General features: G+C 46.8%; 18 protein-coding genes and 1 pseudogene. 5 read left to right on the top strand and 14 right to left on the bottom strand.

Annotation, left to right across the window (positions count from 1 at the left end):
- A pseudogene (locus HMPREF3179_RS12515) lies at nt 1-142 on the top strand (transposase); the annotation flags it as partial.
- A gap of 276 nt (nt 143-418) precedes the next feature.
- Here the strand turns inward: HMPREF3179_RS12515 and HMPREF3179_RS08185 are convergent.
- The 9 genes from HMPREF3179_RS08185 to surE form a co-directional block, all read right to left on the bottom strand.
- Entirely contained in the window at nt 419-1675 is a 1257-nt protein-coding gene (locus tag HMPREF3179_RS08185; protein ID WP_070470590.1) for a hypothetical protein, read from the bottom strand.
- A gap of 279 nt (nt 1676-1954) precedes the next feature.
- On the bottom strand, nt 1955-2242 hold the full coding sequence (locus tag HMPREF3179_RS08180; protein ID WP_036560130.1) for a class I SAM-dependent methyltransferase: 288 nt from the start codon (nt 2240-2242) through the stop codon (nt 1955-1957).
- A 125-nt stretch (nt 2243-2367) separates the two neighbouring features.
- Nucleotides 2368-2673, bottom strand: a complete 306-nt coding sequence (locus HMPREF3179_RS08175) for a DUF4298 domain-containing protein (protein WP_048766724.1) — start codon at nt 2671-2673, stop codon at nt 2368-2370.
- Between the two features lie 66 nt (nt 2674-2739).
- Nucleotides 2740-3414, bottom strand: coding sequence for a 7-cyano-7-deazaguanine synthase QueC (gene queC, locus HMPREF3179_RS08170; protein WP_070470588.1), 675 nt, complete (start codon nt 3412-3414; stop codon nt 2740-2742).
- 80 nt (nt 3415-3494) lie between these two features.
- Nucleotides 3495-4874: a 23S rRNA (uracil(1939)-C(5))-methyltransferase RlmD gene (gene rlmD / locus HMPREF3179_RS08165; RefSeq protein WP_070470586.1), complete on the bottom strand. Its 1380-nt coding sequence runs from the start codon at nt 4872-4874 to the stop codon at nt 3495-3497.
- 147 nt (nt 4875-5021) lie between these two features.
- On the bottom strand, nt 5022-5807 hold the full coding sequence (locus HMPREF3179_RS08160; RefSeq protein WP_018027251.1) for a 3'-5' exonuclease: 786 nt from the start codon (nt 5805-5807) through the stop codon (nt 5022-5024).
- A 25-nt stretch (nt 5808-5832) separates the two neighbouring features.
- The gene (locus HMPREF3179_RS08155; protein ID WP_018027250.1) at nt 5833-6555 is read right to left on the bottom strand and encodes a peptidoglycan DD-metalloendopeptidase family protein; all 723 of its coding nucleotides are present in this window, start codon (nt 6553-6555) and stop codon (nt 5833-5835) included.
- Nucleotides 6556-6681: 126 nt separating this feature from the next.
- A complete protein-coding gene (locus tag HMPREF3179_RS08150; protein ID WP_026156943.1) occupies nt 6682-7473 on the bottom strand; it encodes a protein-L-isoaspartate(D-aspartate) O-methyltransferase in 792 nt (263 codons plus the stop codon).
- Between the two features lie 74 nt (nt 7474-7547).
- A complete protein-coding gene (surE, locus tag HMPREF3179_RS08145) occupies nt 7548-8300 on the bottom strand; it encodes a 5'/3'-nucleotidase SurE (RefSeq protein ID WP_036560118.1) in 753 nt (250 codons plus the stop codon).
- A 164-nt stretch (nt 8301-8464) separates the two neighbouring features.
- On the opposite strand from surE, the gene plsY reads away from it, so the two are divergent.
- Nucleotides 8465-9154 carry a glycerol-3-phosphate 1-O-acyltransferase PlsY gene (gene plsY / locus HMPREF3179_RS08140; RefSeq protein WP_070470584.1) on the top strand — a complete coding sequence of 230 codons (690 nt, stop codon included), beginning with the start codon at nt 8465-8467 and terminating at the stop codon, nt 9152-9154.
- 43 nt (nt 9155-9197) lie between these two features.
- Here the strand turns inward: plsY and tsaD are convergent, their stop codons facing one another.
- Nucleotides 9198-10226, bottom strand: a complete 1029-nt coding sequence (gene tsaD, locus HMPREF3179_RS08135; RefSeq protein WP_070470582.1) for a tRNA (adenosine(37)-N6)-threonylcarbamoyltransferase complex transferase subunit TsaD — start codon at nt 10224-10226, stop codon at nt 9198-9200.
- Between the two features lie 88 nt (nt 10227-10314).
- Between tsaD and HMPREF3179_RS08130 the strand changes: the two genes are divergently transcribed.
- Nucleotides 10315-11604: an NCS2 family permease gene (locus HMPREF3179_RS08130; protein WP_018027245.1), complete on the top strand. Its 1290-nt coding sequence runs from the start codon at nt 10315-10317 to the stop codon at nt 11602-11604.
- 140 nt (nt 11605-11744) lie between these two features.
- Nucleotides 11745-12128: a thioredoxin gene (gene trxA, locus HMPREF3179_RS08125; protein WP_018027244.1), complete on the top strand. Its 384-nt coding sequence runs from the start codon at nt 11745-11747 to the stop codon at nt 12126-12128.
- A 117-nt stretch (nt 12129-12245) separates the two neighbouring features.
- On the opposite strand, the gene HMPREF3179_RS08120 is transcribed toward trxA, so the two are convergent.
- Genes HMPREF3179_RS08120 through tadA form a run of 4 tightly spaced genes read right to left on the bottom strand, consistent with a single transcriptional unit; the run spans nt 12246 to nt 16056 of the window.
- On the bottom strand, nt 12246-12845 hold the full coding sequence (locus HMPREF3179_RS08120) for an IMPACT family protein (RefSeq protein WP_070470580.1): 600 nt from the start codon (nt 12843-12845) through the stop codon (nt 12246-12248).
- Nucleotides 12846-12872: 27 nt separating this feature from the next.
- Nucleotides 12873-14474: an ABC-F family ATPase gene (locus HMPREF3179_RS08115; RefSeq protein ID WP_070470578.1), complete on the bottom strand. Its 1602-nt coding sequence runs from the start codon at nt 14472-14474 to the stop codon at nt 12873-12875.
- A gap of 1 nt (nt 14475) precedes the next feature.
- Nucleotides 14476-15537 carry an LD-carboxypeptidase gene (locus HMPREF3179_RS08110; RefSeq protein WP_083290730.1) on the bottom strand — a complete coding sequence of 354 codons (1062 nt, stop codon included), beginning with the start codon at nt 15535-15537 and terminating at the stop codon, nt 14476-14478.
- 45 nt (nt 15538-15582) lie between these two features.
- Nucleotides 15583-16056 (bottom strand): tRNA adenosine(34) deaminase TadA, encoded by a 474-nt coding sequence (gene tadA, locus HMPREF3179_RS08105; RefSeq protein WP_018027240.1) that lies wholly within the window; start codon nt 16054-16056, stop codon nt 15583-15585.
- 117 nt (nt 16057-16173) lie between these two features.
- Here tadA and HMPREF3179_RS08100 point away from each other — a divergent pair, with 117 nt between their 5' ends.
- Complete coding sequence (locus HMPREF3179_RS08100) at nt 16174-17283, top strand: extracellular catalytic domain type 1 short-chain-length polyhydroxyalkanoate depolymerase (protein WP_070470577.1); 1110 nt, start codon at nt 16174-16176, stop codon at nt 17281-17283.
- The last annotated feature ends 779 nt before the right edge of the window (nt 17284-18062 follow it).

Below are 18062 nucleotides of genomic sequence, written 5' to 3'. Positions count from 1 at the left end.
TTAGAAAGAAAAATCACCCAAGTATCCGAAAAAACTTTGGGGCAATCAGCTTTGGTCGCCATCTTATTTTGCCGGTAGTTGCGGTGGTGCACCCATTTCAATTATTCGCCAATACATCGAGCAACAACGAACACCCGATTAGTTAGCTTTGAAACGGCTACGCCGTTTTGCCTTATATCTCCGCCCTGAAGAACGGAGTTTTACGGCACAGGGTTGATAAAATCCAATCCGCCACGCTAAATGGGTTAAAAGTAAAAATTAAATGATCGGACAATTAGTGTGACATAGGGGGTATACATTAAGACTCTCAATTAAGTTACATAAAATACCTTACACCCTCTCACTGCCCTCAAAAATATCGTCCCCCCTCCTTCTTGACTTTAGTCAATTAAGTTTTTTATCCATTCAATCTTTACTTCTATGGATTTAAAACCCTCATCCGTTCGACTATTACAGCTATTAAAGAGTCAGTTTTATAATTATCTACATTATGCATAGTATGCTCTTGTGCTTTAACAATAGAATTGACTTCTTCAATAGCTACATAATCTCCAAAACAATTAAATATCTCTAGACCTCCAGTTCGTGCAGCTTCTTCGCCAAGCTTTGTAGTTAATATCGCACAATCTTTACAAATTATTTTCGTAGCTCCTTTCTCTACGATGTCCTTCCCAAGATAAGTTCGTTTAGCTGTCTCAAAAAACCATTTTCCTTTATTGTTTTTTCTAACCGTTTGTAATTTTTTTCTATGGCACCCTGGACACACCCAGTCCTCGGACACCTTACTCCAACTATCTAAGTTTGTAACGTTAGTAATATATGCAATGTCAGCTTCATTAGGCCTTTCAAGCGGAGGGAGATTAGCTTTATAACGCCAAGAACTGTAATTTACATCTATAGTACTAGCTAATTTTTTAGTTAATAGTGAAAAATCAGAAGATACTTTATTTTTTTTTGCAATATTCTCTGCCTGGGCTGTAACTGCTCTGGCAAGTTGTGTATGAGGTATCTTTTGAAACCAATCATGAGTATTTAATGCTATATCAGCAATTCGTCTAATTATTTTTAACCTTAATTCAAAAGTTTCTTTATGACTTTCCCAAATCTCTTGGGCCACATCATGCTTGATCACGTGTTTCACGTTTGGTTTTGCCTCAACAAACCGTCGAATTTCCAACGGCGAATAAGAGAAGTGTTTATGAGTATTGGCGATTCGCTTAGCATCTCGATCTGCCTCATTACAGTCCACACAAATTATTGCTTTATCATAAGCTGCGACCACCTGCGCCAATCTATCGATATAATCAAATGCGGACTTATCTGCATTCGGAACTTCAGCCATTTTATATTGTTCTTCAAACTCTATTTTGACTAGATCTCCCATATGGTCATGGTGCTCAACCAACCAACACATCAGCTCTCTCTTTGAGTTTAAGCGAACAATATCACCCTTATGCCTACCACATGATGGACAATGCCAATCCATACTTGTCATAGCCCACCAAGAAGTCATATCAACCCCTTGGGCCCCCAACTTTTGCATCAACTCTTTCGTGAGAGGTGACATCACCCCATCAAGTGCAATTTCACCCTGGGCTACCAAATCGATTAATTTTAATTTTTCTTGTTCTATATCCTTTAAAAACTCATCTGATGTTCCATCAAAACCCGTCATAATCTCACCTTAAAATTGAAAACTCCTGACTCACTGATTATAAGTAAGTTGTGAAGGATGAATATTAACAATTGACGATTTAAGATAAATTTAAACTATTAATTTATTATGTTTAAGGATTATCCAAGATAGCGGTATTTTGGCCGCTTATGTTAACTCAGAGATGGTAGTGACCCTACAGGTATTAAAAAATGAAGTCAATCTATCAAAGCGATTCGCCGACAAACAGGTTTTTCACGCAATGCGGCTCGAAAGCATTAAACTTACGAATAATCCCCTCTACTTAAGCGTGAGAAAAGATGGTGGTAATTCACGAGGCATATTATTCGCCCTAGCAATAGTCGTCATCACTGGACTAATATCGATCCCGATAGAGCGACCACCAAATTCCTTAGCAATTACTGATGTCAAACCTGTGCCGGACCAGGCATCGACCACCAAATTCCCTCTCTCTACCTCATAAGTAGATAGCACCTCACGAACAAATCCATAGGAGTAGCCCGCACAATAGCGGTACAATGACTCCTCCGGAGGTCGTCTTAGTTTAGGCGATATTGAGATCATCATGTAAAACGCTTTATAAAAACCAGTCTATATCTTAATGTGCTTAATGCTTATACAGAAGCGTAGTATAACCTTGCTTAAAGTGTCAGTTCAGGGACTACTCAAAAATATCCTGCCCACACCAACCATCACTTACTCAATATCTCGGCACCCAACTTAACAAACTCCACCGCCACCGCTTGCTGCTCTGCGATTAAATTAAACACAGCGTCTTCCGATAAGACCCCACAAGGCAGATCCTTTGGTAGCTCACCCCTATCATAGGCCTCGTTATCGGCATGCCATTGCGCACTCCCGTAATAGCTCACCAAAGCATCATAATCAGCCTGAACCTCAGCCCACTGCGCATGGGTTGTACGCAGTGTTTCCATCAGCTCATTCATCTGATTAAGAATGTGTTCCATTTGCTTGATATGTTTAAACTGTTGCTCCATGATGCTTCTCCTATGAAATCACGTTGGACTTAGCGGCGAATCGCTTTAAACCCCGAGTTAAAGCGCTTAACAACTTTCATTCCCAGCTTCCTTGCTTGACAAATACTCACGCAAGCCCTTATCACGTAATTCACAACTAGGGCAATGACCACAGCCGCCCTGCACCCCTAAATAGCAAGTATGCGTTTTTTGACGTACAAAATCCAAATAGCCCAATTCATCAGCTAAGGCCCAAGTCTGCGCCTTAGTTAAATGCATTAAGGGGGTGTGGATTTGAAAATCATAATCCATGGCTAAATTCAAGCTCACATTCATGGACTTTACAAAAATGTCGCGACAATCCGGGTAGCCACTGAAATCCGTTTCACTCACCCCCAAAATCACATGCTTAATGCCTTGGGACTTTGCATAGATAGCAGCGTACATTAAGAATAAGGCGTTGCGCCCATCCACCATGGTGTTTGGTGGGCCATCGGGGGAGTTTTTTATACACGCTTCCGCATCCATTAGGGCATTATGCGTTACTTGCGCCATCAGCGACAAATCCAAGATATGTTGCTTCACTCCCAATGCCTCGGCAATCGCTCGCGCACAATCCAACTCAATGGCGTGTCGTTGACCATATATAAAACTGATCGCTTGCACCTGATTCGGCCCGTAATGGGCCAATGCCTGTAACAGGCAAGTCGTTGAGTCTTGGCCACCCGAAAAGATGACCAAGGCTTGTTCTGAACATAACATAATAAGTTTCCGTAGTTTTTATTTCGCCCTTCAAGAGAACGGCGCGGGAGGATTTCGAACCGCGCTTGGCTGCCATTATACTATGTTAGCAATGCCTCACCCTGCTCTTCACCCTCTTCCGCCTCCGGCGCTGGTATGGGATCACCCGGGTGATATTCAAACACTGCAATAGACTCAACATGCCCTGTGTGTGGGAACATATTTATCACTCCCGCACTGATTAAGCGATAGCCACCGACTCTAACCAAAATCGCTGCATCACGTGCTAAGGTGGCGGGATTACAGGAAACATACACAATGCGTTTAGGTCGCTCCTGCGCTTTCAAGGCGGCTAGCGCACGCACTACGGCTAAGGCACCATCGCGTGGCGGGTCAATCAACATACGATCAAAGTAACCCAATGCTCGCAGCCATTCCACATCCACCTCAAAAAGATTTAAGGTAGAAAAACTCATTTTATCCGCCAAACCATGCTGAGCGGCAGCAGCCAGTGCTCGTTCGGTTAAGGCCTCACTACCCTCAATGCCCACCACCTCCTTGGCCTGGGTGGCAAGCGGTAAGCTGAAATTGCCTAAACCACAGAATAAATCCGCCACTCTATCACCGGCTTCCACCGCCAATAAATTCAATGCTTTGGCAATCATGGAGCGATTAATAAAGTGATTCACCTGAGTAAAATCGGTCGGTCGATAAGCCATTCTCAAGCCGAACTGATCAAGACGATATGCGAGCTTTTGCTCATCCTCAGCGAGCAGCGGATGTACCGTATCCGGTCCCTTGGGTTGAAGCCACCAACTCACGTCGTGCTCTGCCGCAAAGGCATGCAACTTGGCAATATCCGCCGCTTCAAAGGGCTCCAGATGGCGTAGTACCAAAACTAACACCTCATCACCCACAGCCACTTCCATCTGCGGAATCCGCTCTTTAATACTTAAGGACGCAATCAATTGACGGAGCACCGGCAGCATATCAGACAGCCGTTGAGGCAGTACCAAGCACTCCGTCATATCGGCTACATAGCTACTCTTACGCTCTCTAAATCCAATCAATATCCCGCCTTTTTTTGCTACGTAACGCACGGACAGACGGGCGCGATAGCGATAATGCCAAAACGGCCCATAGAGCGCAGGTAATATCTGAGGAATATCCAACTTGGCTATATGCTTAAAACAATCCTCTAAGGCTCTTTGCTTAATTGCCACCTGGGCATGGGGTTCTACGTGCTGCATCAAACAGCCGCCACAAACACCGAAATTGGGGCATTTGGGCTCTACTCGTAAACTAGAGGTATGTAATACCTCTTCAGTCACCGCTATTTCATAGGAGGGTTTTCTTCTGACGACCTTGGCACGAACGGTTTCGCCAGGCAAAGCCCCCTCGACAAAAATCGTTTTACCCTCTCGTCGGGCAATGCCGCGAGCCTCAAGATCAAGGGATTCAATCGTAAAGAATTCTGACATATCTCACCTGCTAAAACTACGGGACTATTTTACCTGAGATTTGCCACTAAATTAATACAAAGGCGCTTCCGCCTGAGGCTCGCAGAGATGTCAGGCAGCATGGCCCTTGTTATGCCGAAACCATAGCAAATTAGGCTACTCCATACGCTAAGCAGGATAACGCCACTCGGCTAAATACTCCGGCCAGGGCGCACGCTCGCCTAGCGCAGTGAGTGAGTCATACACTAGACGTAACTCCCGCTCGTAAGCGGCCTGATCCAATTCACACGTCAACAGTAGATAGCGTAAGTACATCAGCCAAGTATTGACGACATCCGTCTCACAATACGCTCGAATCTCATCAATCCCGCCATTCTGATAGCATGGCCACACCTGACTACCGTCCATGCCTAGCTTACCCGGAAAGCCACAAAGCTTGGCCAGCTGGTCTAAGGGGGCATTAGCACGTGCGTTGTACGTGGCTAACACATCCATCAGATCGGTGTGACGATCGTGATAGCGATTGAGGTAGTTGTTGTATTGAAAACTGCGATCCTCCTCACCCCTATCCCAATAGCGCAAGGAAGGGATGCCGTGAATCATCGCCCGGTAATGCAGTACTGGCAGATCAAAACCGGAACCATTCCAAGAAATCAGCACCGGTACGTAGTGATCAATGACTTTATAGAAGCTACGAATAAGTGAAGCCTCATCATCACCTGGCTCACCTAAACACTTCACATGAAAACTGTCTTTATTTCTAAAAACGCAGCCTATGGCAATGATTTTTTGCAAATGCAAGGGCATAAAATCGGTGCCGCTTTGCTCTAAGCGCTCACGCTGAGCAATTTCAACCACCTCCGCATCCGACAAGGCAGGATCAAGCTGCATCAATTGGCGAATGCCATGTGCATCAGGGATTGTTTCTAAATCAAAGACAAGACGTGGGTACATGGCATTGACAACTAATCAAACTAAGTTATTTAGGTAGATAAGACAGCGGATTCACCGGGGTGCCGTTACGACGAATCTGGAAATGCAGACGCGGCGAAGTGGTATCACTATCACCTAACTCAGCGATTTTCTGCCCCCTTTTGACACGCTCGTTTGTTTGCACGGTAATGCGGCTATTATGTGCATATGCCGTAATAAAGCCGTTACTGTGAGTCACTAACACAAGATTACCCAGGCCGCGTAAGCCATTACCGACATAGGAGACGGTACCATCAGCGGCTGCGTTAACCGGCGTACCAATGGTGCCGGCAATATCAATACCACGGGTGGTATTAGAGAATTGGGTAATGACATTACCCCGCACTGGCCAAGCCCATGCAATCGTCGCCGCATCGCTGGCACGAGCCGGCTGAGTTGCGGCAGCCGATGGTGATGAGCTTCTTGCTGGTGCAGACGGCATGGCGCTTGATGATGCCACCGCACCACCGACACGTAAACGCTGTCCAACCTCCAGCTGGGACGGATCAGAAATGCCGTTTAAAGCGGATAGATTTGCCACGGTGGTGCCGTGACGTCTGGCGATCGAGTACAAGGTATCACCTCGTTGCACGACATAGGTACCACCACCTGCGCTAGCAGAAGCAGTCGAACCGCCTGCTGAGCTGATCGGGGCCTTAGTGCCCGAGCTACAAGCAGCTAATATCGCTGATAAACATAGGGCACCGATGATGTATATTTTTCTATTCATCCAATAACCTTTTTCACTAAGGAATTTCAAAAGCAATCAAAAAAATTCTAAAAATCGACTGACGATTAGATTGATTCATTGTAGCTTATCAAGGCTGACAAAGTGGTAACAAATACTCAATCTAGCCTAAGCCTCTACCCCTGGAAGTAGGGGCACAAAACGTGTTTCTTCGAGTTCATGCCGCTCCCACTGGTACAGCGAGACGCGTTCAAACATCAGTAAATACTGTCTTGCACCACCCACCGGAGCAACTAAACGCCCACCGATGGCGAGCTGTTCAAATAATGTCTGCGGCAAGTCCAAACCCGCCGCCGCAATCACGATAGCATCAAAGGGCGCAAACGGTGCTAAGCCCTGAAGTCCATCTCCATAGTGTAAATGAATATGGGCGGTTTTCGGCAGATGGGAAAGATTCTCACTCGCCAACTCATACAGCCCGCGAATTCGTTCAACCGCATACACTTGATTGTACAATTCAGCCAATACAGCCGTCTGATAACCACAACCGGCACCGATTTCCAACACCCGCCCACTCCTGCCAGCCGCTAGCGCCAAGGAGATCATGCGAGCGACGATATACGGCTGGGAGATGGTTTGCTTATAACCAATGGGTAAGGCGGCATCATCATACGCGCGACTGGCCAGCCCCTGATCAACAAAAATATGCCGTGGCACCCTAAACATCGCTTCCAGCACCCGCGCATCGCTAATCCCCTGTTGTTGCAAGCGCTCAACCATACGCTCTCGCATGCGGGTAGAGTTCAGGCCAATATTCATTGATGCTCGACAAGTAGACTGCGCCAAGGGTCGAGCACGTCGATTCGCATCAGCGAGTGTGCCCTGACCAGCAGATAGAATGCGTGTGTTGCTGTTGGCTGCAGAGACCACGGGCTTGGGAATCATGCCCATGCCCTCCATTTTGGCTGCCTCGCGCTTAATTTGCGCATCACGCAAATGGGGCCGGAATGTAAGTGGGTTACTTGCCATTAAAATTATTTACTACTAATCCACTGACGAGTTAATTCAAGCTCAGCGTGGTGGGTTAAATCAAGATTGAGTGGCGTCACTGCCACATAGCCATTTTGCACGGCGCCGAAGTCCGTATCATCCGCAAAATCACGAACATTACCCACTGCGCCGATCCAATACATGGTCTCACCATTTGGACTGCTCGTGGGTACTACAGCCTGTGATGGATGGCGACGACCTAAACGAGTAACCCGAATATTCTCAGGATCATGTGCGGCTAAAGCGGGAATATTAACACTTAATAGCATCGGCGCTTGACGAGGCTGCGCTAATTGCTTTTTAACAATATACTGACTAATCTGTGCCGCTGCATCCAAATGCGGCCACTCACGCTCAATGAGTGAAAAGGCAAGCGCTGGGTAACCAAATAAAAAGCCCTCGGTAGCCGCCGCTACGGTACCGGAGTACAGCGTATCCTCACCGAGATTAGCGCCGTTATTAATCCCTGCAACGACTAAATCAATCTCCCGTTCAATCAAGCCAGTTAATGCCACATGCACCGAGTCAGATGGCGTGCCATTGACATAATAAAAGCCATTTTTTGCTTGTCGCACCGCTAATGGACGGTTTAAGGTCAATGAATTAGAAGCGCCACTATGATTTGTCTCAGGGGCGACCACTGTCACATCAGCTATTTCGCTTAATGCCTCATACAGAGCCTCGATGCCCTTGGCATGATAGCCATCATCATTTGAAAGAAGAATATGTTTTCTCATACCACAACTGATTTATTTGGATGCTAAAGATTATAACAGCCTTAGCCTTTGTTTTAGGCCGCAAAAATACAATGTAAAATGCATTTTCATAACTGCCACGGTCGTTGCTTGGTTTTTTCAATATAATAGCTAGGCCGATTATTTATTTAGAGAGTTCAGAGCGCATGTCTTCCCTGCTATTTGCCCTTATTATCGCTGCGATTGCTTATCTGATTGGTTCCATCTCCTTTGCGATTATCAGTTCCAAGCTGCTTAAGCTGGAGGACCCACGCCGCTATGGCTCGGGGAATCCAGGTGCGACCAATGTCTTACGCAGTGGCAATAAAAAGGCCGCCGCCATGACCCTGCTGGGTGACCTGCTTAAGGGATGGTTAGTGGTCTTTCTTACAATGCAATTGGTCGCTAAGTGGCAGCTCTCGCCCTGGTTGATTACAGTGGCTGCCATTGCTGTTTTTTTAGGGCATGTCTACTCGATCTGGTTAAACTTTAAAGGCGGCAAGGGCGTGGCCACTGGCGTCGGGGTATTGTTAGCACTAAACCCCTTACTCGGTGTTATTTGCATTGTGACCTGGTTAATGGTGGCAATGATGTTTAAGTACTCGTCGCTAGCTGCCATACTGAGTGCCGCTATGGCGCCAATTTACTATCTCTTTTTGAGTACCAGCAATGGCAATTTTACTTGGCCGTGGATGAGCGCAATTCTTGTGATTGCTATTTGGCTCATCTATAAGCACCAAGGCAATATTCATAAACTGATCCATGGCAAAGAAAGCAAAATCGGCAGCAAGAAAAACGCCCCACCACCAAGCGCCACCACATCAACTGCACATAGTAAACGCAAAAAGCGTATCTAGTCTGGGTACCTTAGCAGTACTCAGGAAAAGGCCTAGCAAGTACTTAGAGCTCATCCAAGTCCCAGCGGGTACGTATGCGATGGCTATAATTACGTGCTGACAAATCCACTAGGCCTGCTTTGATACGCTCAGCGGCTGCATGCGCAATCATGGCGCCATTATCCGTACATAAAGCCAAGGGCGGAAAATACACCTTGGCACCCAAACGCTGTGTCTCCCTATCTAAAAAGTCACGAAGCTGACGATTCGCACCCACACCGCCAGCCACCACTAGGCGCTTTAGACCGCTTTGCTTCATGGCCTTAATCGCCTTATAACCCAAGACATCGATAATCGCTGCTTGGGTGGCGGCCGCCAAATCGGCTCTATCCTGCTCACTCACAGCGCCTTGCGCCTCCAGCTTTCTAAGGGTGGTTAAGACGGCCGTCTTTAAGCCGCTAAAGCTAAAGTCCAAATCCTGACTATGCTTTAAAGGACGTGGCAGTTGAAAACGATCTGCCTCGCCCCCTTCGGCTAAACTCGCCAAATGCGGACCCCCTGGATAGGGTAAGCCCAGCAACTTCGCTGATTTATCAAAGGCCTCGCCGGCGGCATCATCCAAGGTTTCACCTAATAGCTCATACTGTCCCACACCATCGACTCGCATCAATTGCGTGTGACCACCAGAAACTAATAAAGCCACAAAAGGAAACGCTGGCACCTCGGGCGCCAGCATCGGCGATAACAAATGCCCTTCCAAGTGATGAATCGGGATGGTAGGGAGATCATGACTCCACGCAAAGGCCTGTGCTACGCTGGCAGTGACTAATAAAGCACCAGACAAACCCGGACCAGCCGTAAAGGCAACCGCATCAATATCACTCACCGCTAAACCAGCATTTTTCAGTACATCGTAGCATAGGGGCAACACCCGTCGAATATGATCGCGCGAGGCCAATTCCGGCACCACACCACCATAGGCTTGATGCATGTCGATTTGACTATGCAAGGCATGAGCTAACAAGCCCTTTTCAGTATTGACAATGGCTACACCTGTCTCATCACAAGAACTTTCAAAACCGAGAATATTCATAAATTGCTGTATTAATTTCTTTAAAGATTTAAAATACTAAAGGTATTTTTTTTCAATTTTTACATCGTTTTTAAACGTACAAAGCACTATGTTTGAATCACTCTTTAAGCTTCGTGAGCATCATACCACCGCTCGCACTGAGGTCGTCGCAGGTCTTACCACCTTTTTGACCATGGCCTATATCATCTTTGTCAACCCGCAAATTCTTGGCACCACTGGTATGGATCAGGGTGCCATTTTTGTGAGTACCTGCCTCGCCGCCGCCATCGGCTGCTTTGTCATGGCCTTTTTTGCTAACTGGCCAATCGGCATGGCACCCGGTATGGGCTTAAATGCCTTTTTTGCCTTTACCGTGGTGGGCGCCTTAGGCTATACATGGCAGCAAGCACTGGGGGCGGTATTTGTCTCTGGGGTGATCTTTATTATTTTAACCGCAACCGGTATTCGTGCATGGTTAATTCGCGGTATTCCCAAATCTCTGCGCTCATCGATTGTCGCAGGTATCGGTTTATTCCTTGCCTTTATTGCGTTGCAAACCTCGGGCATTGTGGTACACAATCAAGCCACACTCGTAGGCCAAGGGGATCTCTCTTCACACCAGGTATTATTTACCATTTTGGGCTTTTTTGTGATTGTCGCTTTAGATACCCTACGCGTTAAGGGAGCGATTTTAATCGGTATTTTATTTGTCAGTCTGTTATCCATGCTCTTTGGTTATAGCCAAGCACCGGATAGCTTGATTTCTATGCCACCGTCTATTGCGCCCACCTTTTTGCAATTAGATATTTGGGGGGTGTTAAATTTTGGTTTTATTAATGTGATTCTGGTGTTTGTACTGGTGGAAGTTTTTGATGCTACCGGTACCTTAATCGGCGTTGCTAAACGCGCTGGTCTGATGCCCGAAGACCGTCCTAATCGCTTGGGTAAAGCGCTATTTGCGGATAGTACAGCGATTTTGGCGGGTTCTCTGATCGGTACCAGTAGTACCACCGCCTACGCCGAGAGTGCCTCCGGTGTACAAAGTGGTGGCCGCACGGGGATGACTGCGATGGTGGTAGGTATTTTATTCCTACTGTCCTTATTCTTTGCACCGATCGCTGGCATCGTCCCAGCCTATGCTACCGCACCCGCCCTACTCTATGTGGCTGGTCTGATGATGCGTGAATTAATTGAAATTGATTGGGGCGATCCAACCGAAGCCGTGCCGGCCTCGCTTACCGCATTAATTATGCCATTTACCTACTCCATTGCTGAAGGGATTGCGTTTGGCTTTATCAGTTATGTCGTACTTAAACTAATTACAGGTAAATTCAGAGATTTACATCTCGCTACAATTCTTGTAGCTGCCTTATTTATCGTGCGTTTCGCTATCGAATAAGCTTTTTTTAAAGGGACATAGTGGCAGATTCTGTAAGTACTCTTGGATTATTCCGATCGATCTCCATATACAATAGGGTTAATCCATGCAGTTGCTTTGATATAAAGTTTCTGCCCACTCACCTCATCAAAAGGACTGTTATGAGCTATCAAGAATTAACTAAAGACACTTTCCAAGATGCCCTTAATCAAGATGGCATTGTGGTGATTGATTTCTGGGCCCCTTGGTGTGGTCCCTGCCAGCAGTTTAGCCCTACCTTTGAGGCGGCTGCTGAAAAGCATACGGAGATGAAATTCTTTAAGGTCAATACGGACGAGGAGCAGGAAATTGCTCAGGCCTTAAAAATTCGCTCGATCCCCACCTTGATGATTTTCCGTGACCGCATCTTACTATTCTCTCAGCCTGGCGCATTGGCTCCCGCTCAGTTTGAGGAGGTACTGACTAAGGTCAAGGAAGTCGATATGGATCAAGTTCGGGCCGAGCTTGCCGCTCAAGGACAAGCACAAGACGACAAGCAAGCCTAGTCCGTGTTTTAGCCCCTTAGCCTTTAGATGCGGTCGCCTTGCTTCAGCATGGCGACCGTATTTTTTAATTGACCAAGCGCTTAGCTTAGCGAGCTAAGCACAGCAAATTCACGCAGACTAAATCATTTCCTCAGCTGTACGTATTTCCCAGTTGGCCTGCCCTCGAGTTAAGTTACGATGGCTTACTTCGAGCTCCTGCACCATCGACACGGGAATTAACCACTCCCATTTCACTCCTACCTCGTCAAATTCCTCTGCAACAAGCTGCACCCCCGCTTGGGCCAAATGCACTTTAACGCGCTCCATCTCCGAATAAGGGCAATCGCAGTACACGCGACTCATGGCGACAATTTTACGCTTCGGTGCCTCATGCAAACACTTGGCGGCAGTGCCCCCATAGGCTCGCACCAAACCGCCTGTGCCTAACTTAATACCGCCATAGTAGCGAATCACTAAGACCACGATATTCGTTAGTTCCCTCCCCTCAATCGCGGCTAGAATAGGTCGTCCGGCCGTACCGCCAGGCTCACCATCATCATTAAAGCGATAGTCATCACCGATACGAAAGGCCCAACAATTGTGCGTGGCATCCGCCTGACTGTGCGCTTCAATAAACTGCAAAGCCTCATCCACACTCGCTACCGGGGCAGCATGGACAATAAAAAGACTTTTCTTAATCGTTTCCTCGTAAGAAACTGCGGTTATCAGTTCAAACAAGCCTGGCTCCTTTGACTGAGGTTGCGGTTACTGCTCAAGACCACGAGAGGCCAGATAGGCATCATAATCACCAGAGTAATCAATTATCTCGCCATCCGGTAAAATTTCGATAATGCGATCGGCAATACCGGAAATAAACTGACGGTCATGCGAAACGACCACCACCGTGCCTTGATACTTCTCTAAAGCCATTTGTAGCGACTCAATCGACTCCATATCCAAATGGTTCGTGGGCTCATCTAACAATAAAATATTATGGCGACCAAGCATCATGCGCCCAAACGTCATCCGGTTTTTTTCACCACCAGAGAGAATGGACACCTTCTTGACAATATCATCAGCAGAAAAAAGTAAACGACCCAACACCGAACGCACGGCTTGATCGTCATCACCTGGTTGACGATATTGTGCCATCCAATCGAAGACAGTCAGATCACTCTCAAACTGATCAGACACGTCTTGCGCCATATAGCCTATATCTGCATTTTCCGCCCACTTAAGCTCACCTGCATCAGGGCTTAAGTCATTTGCCAACAAACGCAATAAAGTACTTTTACCCACCCCATTAGCGCCAATAATTGCCACTTTTTGCCCTGCCTCAATCATGGCATTAAAGCTGCTAATTACCGGTTGCTCATAGGCCTTACCTAGTTTTTCTGCATTAATTGCAAAACGGTGTAGCGGTTTATTTTGTTCAAAACGTATGTAGGGGTTTTGACGCGAGGATGGTTTCACCTCCACCTGCTCCGCTTTTATCCTATCGATTTGCTTTAAGCGTGAGGTCGCTTGACGTGATTTTGATTTATTGGCCGCAAAACGACTGACAAAATCCTGTAGCTCGGCAATGCGCTCTTTGGCCTTAGCGTTATTAGCTAATAGCCGCTCCCGTGCCTGCGTAGAGGCAAGCATATAATCATCGTAATTACCGGGATAAACGCGTATCTCGCCAAAATCGACATCCGCCATATGAGTGCATACCTGATTTATAAAATGGCGGTCGTGGCTGATGATCACCATAGTTGAATCAAAGCCATTTAACACCCCTTCTAACCAACGAATGGTATGAATATCTAAGTTATTGGTCGGTTCATCCAGTAATAAAACGTCCGGATTGGAGAACAGCGCTTGCGCCAATAGCACACGCAATTTCCAGCCTGGCGCAATTTCACTCATCCGTAGCCGATGCTGTTCAATCGGCAACTCTAATCCCAACAGCAACTCGGACGCCCTTGCTTCTGCCGTATAACCATCGTACTCGGCAAACTTCGCCTCCAATTCGGCGGCACGCATGTAGTCATCATCCGTGGCTGCTGGATCCACATAAATGGCATCACGCTCCTGCATCGCAGCCCACATCTCAGTGTGCCCCATCATAACCACATCAATAACCAATTGGTCTTCAAAAGCAAACTGATCCTGACGTAATTTACCCAGTCTCAAACCTGACTCTAAACTGACAGAACCGGCGCTAGGCTCTAAATCACCACCAATAATTTTCATAAAGGTGGACTTACCGGCGCCATTTGCACCAATCAGGCCATAACGATTACCGTCGGCAAACTTGATGTTAACATTTTCAAATAAAGGCTTAGGACCAAACTGAATGGTCAAATTAGAGGTCGCGATCAATTTATAGATCCTCAGAATGTAAGCTAGCGTCGTGCTTATCATCATGCGCATGATGATGCTCCGCCAACAGTAAATAGGCGATGTCATTTTGGGTGGCTAAACCGACCTCTTGACCAATCGGCAAAGTGACGCGCACCTCACCATGACCGTAAGGCAGACCCATCACAAGTGGTACCCCCACCACCTCGCGCAACCATTGAATCACCGTATCCATGTCATAACCATTATCATGAGCGGCTAATTGATAATCGCTAAACTGCCCCAGAATAATGGCCTTTTGCTTAGCTAAAATACCGGCTTGCCACAGTTGGCACAGCATACGCTCAATCCGATAAGGATGCTCAGACACATCCTCAATAAATAAAATGCCCTCTTCAATCTCAGGGAAATACGGTGTGCCGATGAGTGAGCAAATCATCGCCAGATTACCACCCCAAAGCACGCCACGTACATCCACCATGTCAGAGCCCGCCGCTTCAAAGCAAAGGATCTCCAATTCATCACGCATGGTTTCTACAAACAACTCAGCCGTCAGCTCATCTACCGCTTGACCACCAAAATCAGGAATTGCCGCCGGACCGGTGTAACTCACCAGACCGGTTTTGGCTAAAAGCGCTAAATTAAAGGCCGTAAAATCGCTATAACCCACATAGCGTTTAGGGTGTTTGGCAAGTAAGTCCCAATCAATTAAATGCAAAATACGACTAATACCATAACCGCCCCGACTGGCCAGCACAACCTGAGCATCACTCAAGGCAGCCCGACTAAAGGCAGCCGCTCTAGCCGTATCGATAGCAGCAAAACGTGAAAAGCTACCTTTGGCCTCCGGATCCAAACTGACGTCAAAGCCGAAATCCTGCAACCGCGCTGTGGCCACTTCGAACTGACTCGGGTCCGCCACCGCACTCGATGGTGACAAAATATATAGTGGCATTTTATCTTCGTAGGCCATGAGGTACGGGGGTACGTCATTTGCCTCGTCCGAAAGTATCTGCTCATCGTCAAGCAGCGCTTCAGCCGCCAGCTCAACCATGCTTTTATCCTGCGGCTCATGATGATTCATAAAGACTATCCTTTAAAAAATTTGACTCTATTATAGAGGATGGGTTTAACAACGGCACTTTTTGACTTGACGACGTGCTTTAAAAAAGCCTTTTATCAAGCTTGCCGCCCTCTCAGCCAAGACACCCTGCGTAACCGAGCAATGATGATTGAGGCGTGGCTCGGATTGCAAACTAAGCACCGAACCACAAGCCCCTGTTTTAGGATCGGCGGCGGCAAAGACGACACGCTGAATACGACTGTGCAAAATAGCCCCCATACACATGGCACAAGGTTCTAAAGTAACGTAAAGCGTACAATCGCGCAGGCGATAATTACCCAATTGCGCTGCGGCCGCTCGAATCGCTAGCATCTCCGCGTGAGCACTCGGGTCATTGAGACAAATACTTTGGTTATAACCCGTACCCAAAAGCTGCTGATCTGGACCAACCACGACCGCCCCAATCGGCACCTCGCCAATTTGCATCGCTTTTTCTGCCTCTGCTAAGGCCATCGCCATAAACACACGATCCTGATCCATACCTTTTGATTACGCTTCTGAGTGAAATACACTTGTAACTTGCCAAGCAGCAGCCTAGGTTGCTATGCTTATGAAAAACATCAAGCTCACATCTCGCCTCAAAGGATCCACCTATCTATGCTATTTAACCCCTTTGCCGTCGGTGTTTCTAACCTATTTAATCAGACCTCTGCATTTATTAATATGCAAAATCAGTGGTTAAAATCGGTGAATCACTTGATTCCGCGAGTGCCTACCAGTGAAATGACGGTTTTACACCCAGATCCACAGGATGTGGGTCAATGGCAAAGAAATGTATTTATCACACCGCAAACTAGCGAGCAAACGCTACTTGACGAACTTACGTATTATACCTTTATCCCCACCACGACAAAAGATGCACTACCAACTAAAGCGCGCGGCTTAGTCGTCATGCTACACGGTTGTGAGCAAAATGCCAGTGTGTTTGCCCAAGGTTCGCAAATCAATGTGTTTGCGCAAAAGTTTGGCTTTATCGTGCTATATCCCGAACAAAGCAAAAAGAATAATCTGGCTCAATGTTGGCGTTGGTATAGTTTAACCAAGGACGCAGGAATTGCTGAGGCGAATACCATTATTCAATTAATCGAGATGATCGCCAAGGAGCACGCTATCCACCCTAGTCGTATCTTTGTGGCTGGCATGTCTGCCGGCGCCGGCATGGCAACAGCACTCGCTTTTAGCTTCCCAGAAAAATTTGCTGCCGTTGCACTGCATAGTGGACCTGCATTTGCTCAGGCGCATGGCGTCGCTAGCGGCTTAGACGTGATGGGAAGAAGCGATGCCGCTAGCGATGAAGAGTTGTTGGCACACCTAGGCGACTTTGCCAAACCCAAAGCGCACAATATACCCACGCTAATTATGCATGGGGTCAAGGATAGACGCGTCAATATCAGTAATGCCGAAGCGCTTGCTAAGCAGGCACTTTATTTAAATAAACTGCCCCTGAATACAAAGCCAGTCGTCACTCGCCACGAGGAAGACACAATAAACGCCTACACCCAAAAAGTCTATTTCTCCCAACGTAAACAGCCCTTGGTTAAACTCATTGAAGTGGATAATATGGGACATGAGTGGGCCGGTGGTGATACCTCACTCCCCTTTAATGGCAACATTGGTCCTAACTCCAGTGAGATGATTTTGCGCTTCTTTTACCACCATGCAACGCCCTCTAATCAACTAAGTCGCAGCAAAACAGCGAGCTCATAAAAGCTTCGAGGTCTTGGACCCTGCGATAGGCGAGCGCCGTCGTTGCTCACATTCGCTTTTATGGTCAGCATGTGTTACAATTAGGGTTATCACCTATATGGTGATTTTTAAGCTTATATCGCATTCAACGCTATTCGCTCCTACCGCAAGCTTAACAGAGCCATGATATACATCACGCAGAGCTTGCGAGCTACCGTCGCATCAACTAGTGAACGATCGCCCATGGTGTCTTGAGTTAAGACACTCAACACAGGGTCTTTATATTTATGCAGCGTTAGAGCCTGCGCTACCGACACACTCGGTTAGCGTTGCGGGCTGACTATGATTTATCAATTTTATCATCAGACGCCGTAAAACCACCCACTTCCGGGGGTGGATATAAGGCGAAAAAGTTGCTAAAATCAATCAGCTATTAAATAAAACCATCTACAAAAAACAGCTAAGACAAGTATAAATTGCGAGTACGCAGTGTTTTGGCTAGTAGATGGTATTCCACACACACTCTCAAACTAGCTCGTGTCAACAGACAATCTTAACGGTAGGGTTAGTTTGAAATAAGAATCTTAGATGCAAGGTGTGAATTGCAAGGCGGTAGCCACCTCTAAGATTTGCGGTCGGGCTTGACCGTCTAGTTGTAGGAATCCCATCCCTTTAGGGAAGGGAGGAAGTCAAAGGAGAATAACACGATGTCTAAAGAATCTTTAATCCAAATGAAAGGTACCGTTACTGAGGTACTGCCTGATTCCGAGGGTGTAAGGTATTTTGTGTAACTTGATTTT

Origin of the sequence: Oligella sp. HMSC09E12, from assembly GCF_001808505.1 — a bacterium.
GTDB lineage: Bacteria > Pseudomonadota > Gammaproteobacteria > Burkholderiales > Burkholderiaceae_B > Oligella > Oligella urethralis.
This window is presented reverse-complemented; position numbering and strand designations above follow the sequence as displayed.